General features: G+C 51.1%; 12 protein-coding genes and 1 pseudogene. 1 reads left to right on the top strand and 12 read right to left on the bottom strand.

Annotated features, from left to right (window positions below):
• A pseudogene (locus ABCW45_RS16355) lies at positions 1–4,225 on the bottom strand (SNF2-related protein); the annotation flags it as partial.
• Positions 4,226–4,467: 242 nt separating this feature from the next.
• Positions 4,468–4,824: a TnpV protein gene (locus tag ABCW45_RS16350; RefSeq protein WP_343221195.1), complete on the bottom strand. Its 357-nt coding sequence runs from the start codon at positions 4,822–4,824 to the stop codon at positions 4,468–4,470.
• A 154-nt stretch (positions 4,825–4,978) separates the two neighbouring features.
• On the opposite strand from ABCW45_RS16350, the gene ABCW45_RS16345 reads away from it, so the two are divergent.
• On the top strand, positions 4,979–5,578 hold the full coding sequence (locus tag ABCW45_RS16345) for a hypothetical protein (RefSeq protein ID WP_343221194.1): 600 nt from the start codon (positions 4,979–4,981) through the stop codon (positions 5,576–5,578).
• A 107-nt stretch (positions 5,579–5,685) separates the two neighbouring features.
• Here the strand turns inward: ABCW45_RS16345 and ABCW45_RS16340 are convergent, their stop codons facing one another.
• The 10 genes from ABCW45_RS16340 to ABCW45_RS16295 all read right to left on the bottom strand — a co-directional run bounded on the left by ABCW45_RS16340 (position 5,686) and on the right by ABCW45_RS16295 (position 14,559).
• Positions 5,686–6,288, bottom strand: coding sequence for an alpha/beta fold hydrolase (locus ABCW45_RS16340; protein WP_343221193.1), 603 nt, complete (start codon positions 6,286–6,288; stop codon positions 5,686–5,688).
• Between the two features lie 55 nt (positions 6,289–6,343).
• Positions 6,344–6,664 (bottom strand): TfoX/Sxy family protein, encoded by a 321-nt coding sequence (locus tag ABCW45_RS16335; RefSeq protein WP_343221192.1) that lies wholly within the window; start codon positions 6,662–6,664, stop codon positions 6,344–6,346.
• Between the two features lie 140 nt (positions 6,665–6,804).
• The gene (locus ABCW45_RS16330) at positions 6,805–7,020 is read right to left on the bottom strand and encodes a transposon-transfer assisting family protein (protein ID WP_003526257.1); all 216 of its coding nucleotides are present in this window, start codon (positions 7,018–7,020) and stop codon (positions 6,805–6,807) included.
• Between the two features lies 1 nt (position 7,021).
• The gene (locus ABCW45_RS16325; RefSeq protein ID WP_343221191.1) at positions 7,022–10,306 is read right to left on the bottom strand and encodes a YodL domain-containing protein; all 3,285 of its coding nucleotides are present in this window, start codon (positions 10,304–10,306) and stop codon (positions 7,022–7,024) included.
• 6 nt (positions 10,307–10,312) lie between these two features.
• The gene (locus ABCW45_RS16320) at positions 10,313–10,591 is read right to left on the bottom strand and encodes an immunoglobulin (protein WP_118596745.1); all 279 of its coding nucleotides are present in this window, start codon (positions 10,589–10,591) and stop codon (positions 10,313–10,315) included.
• A complete protein-coding gene (locus ABCW45_RS16315) occupies positions 10,588–12,687 on the bottom strand; it encodes a type IA DNA topoisomerase (protein ID WP_425518625.1) in 2,100 nt (699 codons plus the stop codon). Before ABCW45_RS16315 ends, ABCW45_RS16320 begins: the two co-directional genes overlap by 4 nt.
• On the bottom strand, positions 12,668–13,360 hold the full coding sequence (locus ABCW45_RS16310; protein WP_343221189.1) for a conjugal transfer protein TraG: 693 nt from the start codon (positions 13,358–13,360) through the stop codon (positions 12,668–12,670). The genes ABCW45_RS16315 and ABCW45_RS16310 overlap by 20 nt, the downstream gene beginning before the upstream one ends.
• Positions 13,357–13,551, bottom strand: a complete 195-nt coding sequence (locus ABCW45_RS16305) for a hypothetical protein (RefSeq protein WP_082923076.1) — start codon at positions 13,549–13,551, stop codon at positions 13,357–13,359. Before ABCW45_RS16305 ends, ABCW45_RS16310 begins: the two co-directional genes overlap by 4 nt.
• Complete coding sequence (locus ABCW45_RS16300) at positions 13,548–14,312, bottom strand: DUF4366 domain-containing protein (RefSeq protein WP_343221188.1); 765 nt, start codon at positions 14,310–14,312, stop codon at positions 13,548–13,550. Before ABCW45_RS16300 ends, ABCW45_RS16305 begins: the two co-directional genes overlap by 4 nt.
• Complete coding sequence (locus ABCW45_RS16295) at positions 14,302–14,559, bottom strand: DUF4315 family protein (protein WP_002576231.1); 258 nt, start codon at positions 14,557–14,559, stop codon at positions 14,302–14,304. The genes ABCW45_RS16300 and ABCW45_RS16295 overlap by 11 nt, the downstream gene beginning before the upstream one ends.
• Positions 14,560–14,576 lie beyond the last annotated feature (17 nt).

Below are 14,576 nucleotides of genomic sequence, written 5' to 3'. Positions count from 1 at the left end.
GCAGTTTGCGGCGTACATTGCCGGAAAGGTATTCATCAGCAGTCACATAATGGGGTGTGCCGTCCTGTTCCAGCTGTCCCGGCACACGGAAGATCACGCCTTGCAGTTCTCCGGCCAGTTCTTCTTTTGTTTTTCCGGTAAGCTGGCTCATATAGCCCATATCCACGCAGGCTTTTTCTGAGATAGACACCGCCAGTGCTTCACTTGCCGTATCCACGGTAGCCACCGCCTGATGGGGCTTGATGGTCCGTTTGGTGAACATATCCGCCTTGCGCTCCAGCTTTCCGTCCTCGTCAATGACTTCCAGCGCGCAGAGCAGATAGTAGCTGGAATCATCGGCAAAGGCCAGTCGGTTCGCCCGGTCATTGATAAGACCATATTTTGCGGAAAAGCTGTCATAGAGCCGGTTCAGTTCCGACTGCTTCTCCTGAATGGTGCTGTCCGGAACCGCTGCATCCATCTGAAGGTCGATCAGTTCCTGCACACAATCCCGCAGTCCCACAAGACCTTTCACGCGGGCTTCGGCGGTGGCGTTGAGGTCAGGGCGCACCATGCGGCTGTTTTCCCGGTAGTACACCTGCCCGTCTACAATGGCATAGGAATAGTTCTTCACATTGGGGTCGGCAGGAATGGAGGTGTCAATGGCTTCGCCTTCGCCCAGCTCCGGCAGCTCTGCCTCCTGATAAGTGCCATGAATATACTTCACCGCATCATGCAGCTGGTCGGAAAGCTCCAGTCCCTCGATAGGGTTCACGGTGTAGTCCATACCATGAGCAGTGCTTACCGGCTCCTGTCTGCCCAGCACCATTTCCGGATGGTCGATAAAATACCGGTTGATGGCAAACCCATCCTCTGTCTGTCCGGTCTGGGTCCATTCCGGCACGATGTCCAGCGGGCGGTCCCGCTTTTGGAGGAAGATGATGTCCGATACCACCTCGGCACCGGCATTCTTTTTGAACGCGTCATTGGGCAGACGGATCGCTCCCAGCAGCTCGGCACGCTGGGCAAGATAGCGGCGCACGGTGGAATCCTTGGCGTCCATGGTATAGCGGGAGGTTACAAAAGCCACCACACCACCGGGACGCACCTGGTCGAGTGCTTTGGCAAAAAAGTAGTTGTGGATGCTGAAATTCAGCTTGTCATAGGCTTTATCTCGAACCTGATACTGGCCAAAAGGCACATTACCAATGGCAAGGTCATAGAAATCTCGCCTGTCGGTGGTCTCAAACCCGGCCACGGTGATGTCGGCCTTGGGGTAGAGCTGCTTTGCAATCCGTCCACTGATGGAATCCAGCTCAACGCCATACAGACGGCTGTTTCGCATTTCTTCCGGCAGCATACCGAAGAAATTGCCCACACCGCAGGACGGCTCCAGGATGTTGCCGGTCTCAAAACCCATGCGGCCCACGGTCTCATAGATGGCCCGGATTACCGTGGGACTGGTGTAGTGGGCGTTTAAGGTGGAGCTTCTGGCGGCGGCATATTCCGACCGGGTCAGCAGTTCTTTTAGCTGGGCATACTCTAAAGCCCATGCCGGTTTCTCTGGGTCAAAGGCATCTGAAAGACCGCCCCAGCCCACATAACGGGAAAGAATCTCCTGTTGTTCGGGGCTTGCCTGCTGTCCGGCAGATTCCAGCTCTTTCAGCAAACGAATGGCATTGACATTTGCCTGGAACTTGGCTTTTGGACCGCCTTCACCCAAATGCTCATCGGTAATGCGGAAGTTCTGTGCATTGCGGCGCAGGTTAGCCTTGTATTCCTCATAGGAGGCTTCCTCGGCAGCTTTGGCATTGGGGAAGGTCTGCCACTGGCCGTTGACCTGAATGGAAACCGGGTGTTCATCCAGCACTTCCTCAAAGGTTTTCTCCGGCTCTGTTACAGGGGCTGGCGGCTCCGGCTCCTCAATATGCAACCGTTCCACCACCACATCATAAGGTAGATGGTTCTTATCGCCCGGATAGACTGCCACGGTCTCGGAATGAAAGGTCAGGGATTCAGCAGACGGTTGGGGCTGTTCTTGTCCAAAGCCATCCAGCTGACGGGCATACATCCCGCGCAGCAAAGGCGCAACCTCATCCCAGCGGAAATACAGCACAGCCAGACGCTTTTCCTCTGCATCCATGACTTCCAGCTCCATGCCCTGTGTCGTGGTACGGTAATCGGCAATATCGCCGTTCTCCAAATCCAGCGTCTCAATCTCACGAGGATAAGCCCTGCTCAGCCAGTAGGCGATCTCACTGTTGCTCCTGCCGGATTGAAGTAGCGTGGAAAGCTGCTGTTTATCTGCTTCATCCATCAGTCCATGGGACAATACATCCCGCAAGTCTTGATCTGCCTTGTCCGGGTCAATGGGAAGAAACTCGGTATAGTAAGCATTGCGGAGGTCTGCCCGAAGCAGCTGCTCGAACTGTTCTTTGCGCTCTGCCCGATAGATGGGATATACCATGCCGGTGGGCAGAAGCTGTACGGTGTCATCCCTCAGCTCGGTGATCTGATAAGCGTCATCCTCGATATACACGGTATCACCCACGGCATAAACCGGGGCGGCAGGGTCATAGGAGGTTCTTTGCGGAGTTGGGCGGCGAACTGCATCATATTCCTCATCGGAAATGGAAACATCGGAAGTCTGTTCTGTCTCGGCAGCTGCGATCTGCTCGGCATCCGACATCACCTGCTGGATAAATGAGTCATTGTCCAGTTTTTCCGGGTCTGCCACCTGTCCGTTGACGATCCCTCTTTCCTCCAGAGCTTCCCGGATGGCAATAGGGTCGATATTGTCAAAACGATCCTGTTCTTCTTCGGTATAGAACCGGTCCTCCTGAATAAGCTGGGCAAGCCTGCGCTGTACCTTCGGCCAGGGCAGCTGTGTTTCCTCCGGGCTTCCGGCACGGACAACGAACGGGCTGTTGCCGCCACCGTATTCCTGAGCCAGCCATGCAGCGGTATCCTTCTCTCTTGCATGGTCTTTCATATAGCGGACGACAGCGTGTTTACTCTCGATATTGCCGTTCCAAACACAGAGAGCTTTGTCAATATCCTCCTGAGAAAGAGGGCGCAGAAGCTCATGGAGCTTTGAATAGGTTTCGTCGATCACTTCCCGGTGCAAACGCTGGCGGAACTCCGGCACATCCGAATAAAGGCGGATCAGCTCCATATCCTTAGAGCCAAGAATCGCACGGCGCACAGCGGCATTGCCCTCGATGACAGCATTTTCACGGTCGGAATGACCGCAGGCATTTCGATATGCCACATCCTCAGATATGGCGGCAGTCACCACAGGCTTATACTGCTCAAACTGCTCCCGAAGGGTAGGCTTTGGCGTTTCTTCCTCTATCTCCGGCTGCTGGGCATGAATGGCATCTTCTTCTGCCAGATCCTTTTCAGCCTGGATCTTGTCATACTGCGCTTGTTCCTGTTCGGTAAGATAGCGGCCTTTCTGGACAAGTGAGGTAATGCGCTTGGCAACCTTTTCCCAGTTCAAGTGAACATCCGGGCAGTCCTGCTTTTTATAGTGCAGTCCTTTCCCGTCGTGATCTTCGCCGCTGTGTGTAGCACCGGACAGTGCATGAGAGCGTCCGCCAATGCCATACTCGTCTTTAAGGAATCTCACTTTTTCCTTATCCGTATGGTTTTCCATGAAGAACGCATAGATACGGCCTTTTCCTCCGGCAAAACTGCTGCCGCCGGTCATGGCGGCGTCGATCTCATCCTCGGTAATGAAATGCTGGACGGTTGGCACTTGGGAAAGGTCCGAAGAAAAAGTTCTGCGTGGCAGGTCAAGATCCTTCAGGTTCTCCCAGATTTCCATTGGCCTATGGTAATGAAAGCGCAACAGGTCACGGTCCTGCTGATAGGCAGTCCAGAAGGCAGCGTATTCTTCCTTTAGGGTTTGGCGGAAAGCCGGGTCACTCAGCTGCTCGGCAAGCCATGCAGTTTCTTCCGGGAACCCGGTTCTCTGAATACCGGACAGACAGGACAGATACCCGGAATCTCTGGCTTTATCGCTGAAATCGTGGTACAGATGCCAAAGTTTTTCTGCAAGGAGGGAGCGTTCATAGCCTGCCGCTTCTGCAAGCTCCACATTGGAGGCAAACTGGCCACTTTCCAAAAGTTCCCCGATGCGCTCTGCGGCACTCTCCCAGGAAATGACCTGGGCAGACCTGTCATAACGGACAGACTTCCCGTGGGAAAGATGGATACCATCCTCGGCATACCATGCGCTCACGCTGCCAAGGCCGTTGCCGCCGTGGTACAGCGTTTTCAGTATCTCAGCAATCTCAGCGGTGGTTTTTTGCTTTTCAAAGGCTGCAACCACACGCTCCCTCTGACGATCTGTATTGCCTCCCAAACGCAGCACATGGTCAATATCATTTTGGGCAAAAGAAAAAGCAGAGGATGTATGCGCTACATTCTCTGCTTCATCTATGGATTGGATCTGCTCCGCTTCGGAGAGGAACAGGTTTAGGGTCAGCTGTTGATAAGCTCCGCCATCAGAATCTCCTCTGCCTGGGCTTTGCAGATGTTCATCAGCCCCACCCACTTCATGGGATCGCTGGCTTTCAGTTCCTCGGTGGCTCCCGCTTCCTTCGCCAGCTGGAGCATCATCTGTTCCAGCCTGCTCTGGGCGGTCTCGTCGATCTCGATGAGGTGCGGGTACAGTTTCTCGCTCAGCAACATCTGGTTGTAGAGGATGGGACGGTGTTCTTTCAGGTAGGTTTTCCTCATCCTGCCGTACTTGCCCAGAGGTTTCTCCGGCTGCTGGCTCAGCTTCAGGTCGGGAATCTGATAGTCTCCGTTCTGGATGTAGGTCATGGGATTGTTCATCTTGCTTGCTCCTTTCTTGGTTGGCTTCGCGCTCTGCATTTCGGACGGTAACACCGATCTGCCGCAGCACCTGCTGGTTGATCTGGCTGACCGCTGTTCCCAGCGCCTCGATGGTTGACGGGGTATTGAAATCAAAGATTGCCATGAAATCTTCGTGGTCGAAGTAGCGTTCCGGCTCCAGTCCGCAGCGGGACATCAAAGCGTAAGTGATGCTGACGGTGGCTGCTGCCTTGAACTGTACTCCGATGTTAAACTCATCATATTCCTCCAAAAAGGAACCGTCAACGATATAGAAGAAGTCCTGCTGATGCTCCGTCCAGTATTCCTCAGCCAGTTTTCCGGCTACCTCGGTGAGCTGTCCGGCAAGGTCATCACCGGAAACATCATAGGTGCGCTCAAGCATGGCCTGCACCGAATCCAAATGGCGCTCCTCCAGCTGCCACAGCCAGGGAGTGCGGGAATGTTCACGGGTTCCGGTGTCGGAAATGTCAAAGACATAGCGCAGGCGGGGCCTGTCCCCGGAATCGTCCACCAGAGCGATCCCCTTGGAGCCGCGTCTTACATACCGGCCCATCTTTTCATTCCACAAATCGTACTCTGCACAGGCGGTGGCGTCCGGTCGCTGGGCGTAGATCATCAGCTGCTCATGGAACGGGTACTTGTAAAGACGGGAAGCAGTGGTGAGAAACCCTGCCCATTCCTGCCAGCTCCCCGTGAGCTGTGTTGCCACCTTGTCCGCCATCTGTGCATATAGTTCAGCTTTGGTTGGCATGGTATTCTGTCCTCCTTTCGGTTTTTGGGTAAAAGAAAAGCAGGAAACCAAAAAGATTTCCTGCTGGGTGAAACTGTGAATATTACATTTTAGTTATTTAATATCTCTGCAATCGTGTTTGGTGCATATTTATTGAGTTCATGTCCTGCATTTGGAACGATGTGCAAAGTAGCTTTGGGTAGCAATTCTTTTAGTCTTTTAGAAGCCTTTAGATTGGCAGTATCCTTTTTGCCACACAAAATTGTCACTGGACAACGAATATTGTTTAATTGCGAAGTAAAATCCAATGACCGCATAGAGTGAGCCAATTTTATGGTGCTGCTTTTTGATAGTCCCATACTTTCAAAAGCCTTGTTTGGCATACAACGGAAGATAAGATTTTGAAAATCTATCAGTAAACTTGGAACTTTATATTGTGCGCCAATCAAAATCAGCGAAGCCACTTTTTCTTCATGCCGAATAGCAAAATCAATCGCAAGAAGCGCACCTAACGAAAGACCGCAGATACGAAGCGGCTCTTTTACTTCTGAATACCGCTGTTCTAAATCGCCCAAAATCTGCGAATATGATATTTCATCTCCTGCTGAAGAAAAAAGTTTTGGGCAATCGACATCGGAAATTGATAGTTGTTGGACTACTTCTTTCCAGTCCTGTGCAGTTTGTCCCAACCCATGTAAAAGAACCGTTTTCATTAAACACCTCCTAAGTTCAAGATAATCATCAATGCACAAACAAACTGCAAGTTGTTTATTTCTTCTTTTTCGGTTTTGGGGCTGGCAGTTCATCATACATCGCATTAAACAAACCTGTCAAAAATTCCTTATTATCAACTTCATCTACCAATAACATCTCTTTTGCTCCCTCATAGGGCAATTCATACGGAGCTGTTGGCATATAACTAATTGCTGATTTTACTGGTTTAACAAGTAATCTATTATCATAGATACCGCCTACAATCTTGCAACGATAATAAATAATAAATTCTCCCATCATAGCTCGATAAGTAATTTCTTCTAACTCAGATAGCTGCCCTAAAATAAACTCTAAGTATTCCTTGCTTGATGCCATATTTCCACCTCAAATTATCGTTTGTTGCTTAGATTATACTTCATCCATCTCTCTAAGTATAGTGGGATATTGTGATGAAAGTGAGAGAAATCGCTTATCCGTCAGACAATTTCTCTCACTATATTTTTTACACGATAAATTTACTGGTCAAAATCCGGGTACAGCTCCAGTTCGGCAAACTTCTCATCGGTCATCGCACAGAGCTTCGTAAGGGCGCTGTCGGTCAGTTCCCTCAGTTCCGTTTCCTCCGGCGAAAGCTCGCCGCGCATCTCACGCAGACTGTCAATCAGCCCGGTGCGGCTGCCGGTATTGTAAATGCACATCAGGTTCATTTCCTCAAAAGTAAAATTTCCCATATCAAATCTCCCTTTCCGCACTCTTTTTGGGTGCTGTCTTTTTGTGTTCTGCCTTGGGCTGGCTTTTCAGCTGCTCCATGATGGACTTTTTCTTTTCCCTCTCCTCCCGATGAGCAGCGGTAGCCAAATCCATGAGGGAAATGGGCCGACCGCTTCGGGCCTGCTGTTCCAGCTCTGTCACCGTAGGTTCTTTTGCGCCATTGTTGATGATACCGTCGATCATGCCGTAATCGTCCTCCAGCATCATTTCCGCATTTTTCAGCGGGTTTTCTGGCAGGAATCCGGGGATCTGGGTAAAACCAACACTGTCACAGTAATGACAGGATACCTCACCGTCCTGTCTGATCGCAACGATGTCGCTGACGCTCATGGAGGGACTGTGAAAGTCCACGGGCTTTTCCAGATTGAATTGCTGATAGAGTTTTTCCAGCTGCTCCGGCACAGTGCCAGACTCCCTCAGAGGAGCTGTGTAAATGAGGTCATAATTGCTGCGGTCTATGGAAATGTTATGGGACTTTAACCAGTCCAGATTCATAAAGCGCACATTCTGCGGATCGTCACGACTTACCTGATAGATGGCAAAGCAATCTCTGTTCTGGGAGAGAAATGCCTGTTCGCGTTCCTGCTGATGTTCCTGACGCTCCATGACCTTTTCGTGGAACTGAGGGCTTTTCTCCCATTCCTCATGGTCCACACCGAAAAGACCGCCATGATCCATGATTTCCTGCGGGTCAAACACCATACTCTCCGTATTGTCCTCATGCAGCACATAGACGGTCAAACCGGCGGCATCCAGTTCCAGCGCCCGTTCTCTGGTAACAGGGAGCATCCCATCATAGGAGTAGCCATATTCCTGCATATCCGGTGTGGATACCTGCTCATCCGGCATGGGGTATTCATCCAGTGCCTGCTCCTGCGCTTCCGGCAGCTGGGAAGAGGCAGTCATCTGACTAGCCTCTGTCTGCATCTGCTGGTAGGCAGTTTCCTGCAAGGTCTCAATCATGGACAACGGTGCGTATTTTACCAAGTCTCTGCCCAAATCGTTGTCATCACAAATCTGGAAAACTGCCTTCATGCGGGAAATCTCCGGCATATCCAGCTGACCACCATCCAACTCTTTCATGGACGCAGCATCGTAAAGGGTATATTCCCAGCCACTGTCACAGGACTGGATATGAAGATAGGTGGCATCGTCAATCAGAAACAAAGCCTCCTGCTGGTTGGCGTCCGCCCCCAGCACTTCCATTTCCGGCATTGCCGCAGCCAGTTCCTTTACCGCTTTTTGCACCAGAGGATTATCACGGTAATAGTCGATTGCCTGGATGGTGTCCAGGTCAATGGTCTGGCCGGTCAAAATCGGAAAAGGTCCTTCATAGTCGCTTCCGTCTTTCAGCTCAAAACCAATGCCCTTGATCCCGTTCATTCGCTCTGCTGGAATCTCCTGATAAATGCGGACAGCTTCCTCCAAAGACAAGTTATCGTGGTATTCTCCGAGGTTTGGAAATTCCATGCACTCTGCTACATAGTAGGTCAGATCGCCGGTCGGCAGCCTATCAGATACCTTAATGGCATCTGCTGGCTGCTCTATCGGGGCGGTTTCCGGCTCTACCTTTGCATGAGGGTCGATTCCGCGCTCTTTGCAGATTTCCTTATAGTGGCGCTCAATGTCGGAGATCAAAGTGCCGGAGGTTTTGTTGATGGACTCCAAACTGGCTCTCAACTCTTTCAGTTCCTTGCCCTGACTCCAACTGGCAATATAGCCAAAGCTGTTTTCTCCTGTCTCGATGCCAAAATATTTGCAGACTGCATAGGAGATGCTTTCAGCCTCCACTTCTTCCGTGTGACGGTTTTTGATTGCCTGTTTTTCTGCGGTTGCATCTTCCTCAACTGCAAGACGCCATTCAAACTGATTTTCGTCCACATAACGCCAATCCATATCAGAAGCAAACTGTTCGGCTTCTTTTTCTGTGGTAAAATCCAACTTGAAATCATGCTTGGTTCCACCTTCACTCTCCTGCACAACCTTCCATGACGGTAGCATTTCATATTTTTTAGGGTCATGGAGCTTGCTGTGGGCAATCTCGTGTACTGTGGCTGAAACCGTCTGAACCTCACTCATGCCCTGACGAATGGCAATTTTCTGATGATCAGCAGAAAAATAGCCGTCCGTATCAGCAGCCATTGCTTCAAAAGTAATCGGCACCGGTGCGCTGCGGCGCAGGGCCTCCATGAATGCCTCATAATTTGGCACATTGCCGGAAAGGGAGGAAGCAAGCTCCGGCAAAGGTTTCCCGTCGGTCTGACTCACATCAAAGACCTTGACAGGGCGAAACATGGGAATCTCGATTTCTTTTTCCTCTGTAACGATCTTTCCGTCTTTATCCAGAATCGGAGCCTTGGTATCTGGGTCCAGCTTCTGCTCCTCGATTTTCTTCTTATACGGTGTGGGGGCGATGATGGTAATGCCATGCTCGCCCTTTTTTACATGACGCTCAAACTGGTCTTTCCACTTATTGTATCCGGCTACCAATGTAGCGTCCGGCTTCTGCATATAGATGAGCATGGTGTTGTTTACCGAATAGCGGTGGAAGCGGGACATGACGGACAGATAGCGCATATACTTTTCACTCTCAAACAGTTCCTTGATCCCCTGCTCGATGCCATCTGTGATTTCCCTTAGCCGCTCTCGGTTGGTGGGTTTGTTCTCAGCCATGATTTTCAATCTCCTTTCCAAGTGTGTGATTTCTGCTGTGTGTTCTGCAACCCATGCCCTTTGTTCTTCTTCACTTTCATAAAGAAAAAGGTCCAACAGGTACTCTACATAGGTTTTCTTCTGGATTGCTTCCACAAAGCGGGGGTGCGGTTCTTCCTCCGGTGTCCGGGGAGAATGGTCAATCCCCCATTTTTTCAGCAGATGGTAGTAATCGGACAGTACGCGATAACAGCGCTGTCGATCCTCCCGAAACTTCTGTGCCTCGTTTTTTTGCCGGACATATCTCCTGCGGGGCGGGGCCTGACTGTCATAGATCAGGCCAAAGTCCTGTGCCAGTTTCTCCGCCGCTTCTTTTGGGGAGAGGTCAAAGAGCTTTGCGGTAAAGTCGATCACATCCCCATCTTCACCGCAGCCAAAGCAGTGGAATCGCTGGTCTACCTTCATGCTGGGGTTCTTATCATCGTGAAAAGGACAGCAGGCCATGCCAGTTCGACTGACTTTTATCCCGTAAAACTCTGCCGCTTCTCTGGTGCTGACCGACTGCTTGACCGCTTCAAATACATTCTCTGCCATGTGTCTTTAACTGCCGGACTTTCTCACAGGGGGCTGGTATCCGGCAGCTTTCGCACGCTCACTGGCAGCTTTGCGACGCTCGGCGCTGTATGGCTCCCGGACTGATACACACCGCTTGGGGACAGTAAAGTTATGGGCGTCCTTTCGGGTAATCTGGTCGGGGTGCTTTTTTGCCAGCAGTTCCAGCTTCTCCATCAGACGGGGATCGTGGGTGTAGACCTCAGCCATTGGTTCTGCCTGGTTATAGAGGAGAATGGTTTCCCGTTCCACTAAAGAGAGCTTCATCGGCTGCCTCCTTTCCGCTGGTCAAATTCCAGCTTGAAGTTGGCATACTGTCCATCGTCCTCCAAAACCACAGTGGCATCGTAGGTCTTGCCTGTTTTCTCCGAATATAGCCCCGTCACACGGACACAGCCATCGTTCAGTAGCGCAGACACCACAGCTTTGGTCGGCTGTTTTTTCTTGGCAGCCCACCATTTGTTGTTTTTCCAGATTGCAAATTTGCAAGAATCATTCTGACAGAAGAAGCCTTTTTGCAGTTCTGCAACTTCACCGCCGCAGCGAGGGCATTTGCCCACCACCTCACGGGGCGGAGTGAACAGGTACTCAGTTCCCTTGATGACCTGATAAGTCCCCACCAGATCTTTCAGCATGGTGCTGATCCCGTCCAGAAACTCCTCTGGGGCAAGCTGCCCGCGCTCGATCTCTCCCAGGCGGTACTCCCACTCGGCAGTCAGAAGCGGCGATTGCAGTTGTTCCGGCAGCACCGTGATAAGGGATACTGCATCGTGGGAAGGAAGAAGCTGCACCGTTTTTCTGTTCTTTTTTCGCTCCAGAAAACCGGCAGATACCAACTTTTCCAAAATACCGGCACGGGTGGCCGGTGTCCCCAGACCTTTTCTCTCAGCATCCTCTGGCATATCATCTTTCCCGGCAGTCTCCATTGCGGACAATAGGGTGTCCTCCGTAAAGTGCTGAGGCGGACTGCTTTTGCCTTCTTTGACGATTGCCGCAGAAACCGAAAGTGTCTGTCCTTCGGTCAGCTCCGGCAGGGCTTTCTCTACGCCCTCTTTTTTCGGCTCTGTATCCTTCATTTTGGCACGATAAGCGTCCTCCAGTGCTTTCCATCCGGGGTGCTTCACTGTTTTTCCTTTTGTGGTAAACTCCCCACCGGCACACGCTGCAATCACAACGGTTTCCGAATAGATATGGGGCTGGGCTACGGCGCACATCAGACACAGGGCCACCAGCTCCAGCACCGCTTTTTCTCCCGCAGGAAGGGCAGAAAGGTCTGCATCCTTGAGATTTCTGGTAGGGATTACTGCGTGGTGGTCGGTTACTTTCTTATCGTTGATTACCGTCTGCGGATCACAGGTAATGGCGATTCCTTTGCGAAACGGCATAGCATTGGCAACCAGATTCACCAGCACCGGCAGGCTGTCTGCCATATCACTGGTCAGATAGCGGCTGTCAGTACGGGGATAGGTGCAGAGCTTCTTTTCATACAGGCTTTGCAGATAGTCCAGGGTCTGCTGGGCTGTAAATCCAAGCAGGCGGTTGGCATCTCTTTGCAGAGTAGTCAGGTCATAGAGAGCAGGCGGCTTTTCTGACTTTTCCTTGCGCTCCACCTTTTTGATTGTGACAGCTGCACCCTGGCAGGCTTCTTTCAGCTGCTCGGCAGCGGTCTTATCCGCCATACGCTCCCCGGATACGGTAAGACCGGCCAGCTCCAGCGCCACGGTATAAAAGAGAACCGGCTTAAAGGTGTCGATCTCAGCTTCTCGCTGGACAATGAGTGCCAGCGTTGGGGACATCACGCGCCCGATATTGAGGGTGCGGTGGTACAGCACGGAAAAAAGCCTTGTGGCATTGATCCCCACCAGCCAGTCGGCCTTGGCACGACAGAGGGCAGCATCCCGAAGTCCGTCATAGTCCGCACCGGGGCGCAGGTTTGCAAAGCCTTTCCTTATGGCGGAGTCCTCCATCGAAGAAATCCAGAGCCTTTTCATCGGCTTCTTGCAACCTGCCAGCTCATAGACGCTACGGAAGATCATCTCGCCCTCGCGTCCGGCATCACAGGCATTTACCACTTCCGTCACATCCGGGGCATTCATCAGCTTTTTGAGAATATCAAACTGCTTTTTCTTATCTTTTCCCACCATCATCTGCCAATGTTCCGGCAGGATAGGCAGATCATCATATCGCCACTTGGCATACTTTGGGTCATAGCTGTCTGCATCCGCAAGACCGGCCAGGTGGCCCACGCACCAGCTGACACGCCAGCCGTTGCCCTCCAGATACCCGTCCTTACGGACGCTTGCGCCGATCACCGCCGCCAAACTCTGGGCAACTGATGGCTTTTCAGCAATTACAAGTTTCATAATCTTCATCCTCCCATTCTTCTCGCACAGGCGTGTGCAGCTTTTTCTCAATGCTGTTTTCCTCATCCAAAAGCAGGTTATAGCCAAACCGATAATCATAGCGGTACAGTTTCCCCAGCAGGTCATTGATGATGATGCGGCAAGCCAAAATGACATGGGTTTTATCCACCTGCATCAGCTGGTAGCGTTGATAATTGCTGTAATATTCTTCATGACGGTGGGTATTGCTGACGGTATCTTCAAACAAAATATCTACTGCATCCTGACAACCATCCTCTTTTTCCCCCTCCATACAGTTCAAAAGTTCCATTACCATAGGGAAGCTCTGTTCATCCATAGGAGCTTCTGCTGCAAGAAAACCGATCAAAGCGGATAAGAGCAGACGAGCCGCCGTCTGTTCTTGTTCCGTCAGCACGGCCATTGTTTTCTCCACATTTGGCAGGATCTTTTCTTTCACAAAATCTGCCGCGTCACCGGAATAAAGCTGACGGATAGAATCTATGGACAATGAAACGGTCACGGTATCTAAGGAGAAATCAAGGGGGGCATCTTGCTTTGGCGTTCTCCGAAATTTGTTTAACATAGTAGAAAAAATATCGCCGCCAAAATACACGGCAATCACCAGCAGGTCAAAAACAGCAATCAGCTTGATAAATATAATCAGAACACTCATTTTTTTCGTTTCCTTTCTTTAAGCCAGCGTTCCATCTCTCGATGGCAGATACCTACGCAGGGTCTTCCATAATTCCCGCAACCATAGCAGGGGTGGCTGTGGGGTAAAGAAGGAGGACGGGAAGTTTCCTTCCCGCCCTCCGGCCTGCGTGTCATCATGCGTTCGTAGGGGCTGTCTGTGAAACGGGTCATTTCACACTGTCCTCATCATCTTCTTCTGTGCTGCCCCCGTCAGCATTCGGTTCGTCCGACTCCTCATCCTCGGTTTCCCATTCCTCGGAATCTTCCTCGCCATAATCATAATCGTCCAGACTGTCATTGCCCTTGGTCTTAGGCTTATTCTTAACGAGCTTCGAGTAGGCAAATACGCCACCGCCACCAAGCAGAGCCAGCAAAAGGGCCAGCGCAGCCGGGTTCAATCCGGCAGGCTTCTCTTTTTCCGGCTCCGATGTTTCTGCCGGAGGTTCCGGTGCTTTGCCCGTACATTTACTCTTATCAGTTGCGCAGACCGGGCAGGCCGTATTGACTGCCCCTGCTTCACATTTTGTCGTGCAGCTACACACAGCAGCCGGCTCCTCTTTGACATTTTCATCTTCCATCAATGCCATCAAATCCGCTTCATCCACCTGGTTCAGAAAGTGAACAGCAGTCTTTTTATCCTCATTAGCCCTGTCGATCAAAATGTAAAAATAGTTGCCAGCCTTGGTGGTAACGGTAATGAGCTGCTTATTGCCACCAAAATCATCCACCAGAGCGGCATTGCCATCTGGTGTAAGTGCCGGTGCCGGTTCTGTTTCTTCTACAATCACATTGCTGTCATTGGTAGAATCCTCTGCCGGTGCCGCCGGAGCCTGTTCTGACCCCTGTGCGAAAGCAGGGATCGTAAAGCCAAATGCCACAACCATTGTCAAGCAAAGGGCGGAAAGTGTTTTGCAAATTCTTTTATTCTTCATAAGCGGTAGCCTCCTGATTATTTGATTCCGACAGTGCTGTATCTCTGCCGTGGTTCATTCCACCGGAAAGCATAGCGTTCAGCTGTGCTGGAGTCATGCGTAACGCACGAACCATCTGAACGATTTCCAGATTCTCTGCCTCCGTTTTCTGTGCTTCCAGGGTCTTGAGCTTTTCCTGATATTCCGCAATCTTCTCACGGGTTTTCTCAATTTCCTGGTCGATACGTTCAATTTTGTTTTTTGCCATAACCGTTCACTCCTTTC

Source organism: Pilosibacter fragilis, from assembly GCF_032490495.1.
Lineage (GTDB): Bacteria > Bacillota > Clostridia > Lachnospirales > Lachnospiraceae > Pilosibacter > Pilosibacter fragilis.
This window is presented reverse-complemented; position numbering and strand designations above follow the sequence as displayed.

Excerpts from the sequence above, each read along its gene's own strand:
- ABCW45_RS16350 (WP_343221195.1), bottom strand. The coding sequence starts at position 4,824 with ATGAACAATCCCATGACCTACATCCAGAACGGAGACTATCAGATTCCC.
- ABCW45_RS16340 (WP_343221193.1), bottom strand. The coding sequence starts at position 6,288 with ATGAAAACGGTTCTTTTACATGGGTTGGGACAAACTGCACAGGACTGG.
- ABCW45_RS16335 (WP_343221192.1), bottom strand. The coding sequence starts at position 6,664 with ATGGCATCAAGCAAGGAATACTTAGAGTTTATTTTAGGGCAGCTATCT.
- ABCW45_RS16330 (WP_003526257.1), bottom strand. The coding sequence starts at position 7,020 with ATGGGAAATTTTACTTTTGAGGAAATGAACCTGATGTGCATTTACAAT.
- ABCW45_RS16325 (WP_343221191.1), bottom strand. The coding sequence starts at position 10,306 with ATGGCAGAGAATGTATTTGAAGCGGTCAAGCAGTCGGTCAGCACCAGA.
- ABCW45_RS16320 (WP_118596745.1), bottom strand. The coding sequence starts at position 10,591 with ATGAAGCTCTCTTTAGTGGAACGGGAAACCATTCTCCTCTATAACCAG.
- ABCW45_RS16315 (WP_425518625.1), bottom strand. The coding sequence starts at position 12,687 with ATGAAACTTGTAATTGCTGAAAAGCCATCAGTTGCCCAGAGTTTGGCG.
- ABCW45_RS16310 (WP_343221189.1), bottom strand. The coding sequence starts at position 13,360 with ATGAGTGTTCTGATTATATTTATCAAGCTGATTGCTGTTTTTGACCTG.
- ABCW45_RS16305 (WP_082923076.1), bottom strand. The coding sequence starts at position 13,551 with ATGACCCGTTTCACAGACAGCCCCTACGAACGCATGATGACACGCAGG.
- ABCW45_RS16300 (WP_343221188.1), bottom strand. The coding sequence starts at position 14,312 with ATGAAGAATAAAAGAATTTGCAAAACACTTTCCGCCCTTTGCTTGACA.
- ABCW45_RS16295 (WP_002576231.1), bottom strand. The coding sequence starts at position 14,559 with ATGGCAAAAAACAAAATTGAACGTATCGACCAGGAAATTGAGAAAACC.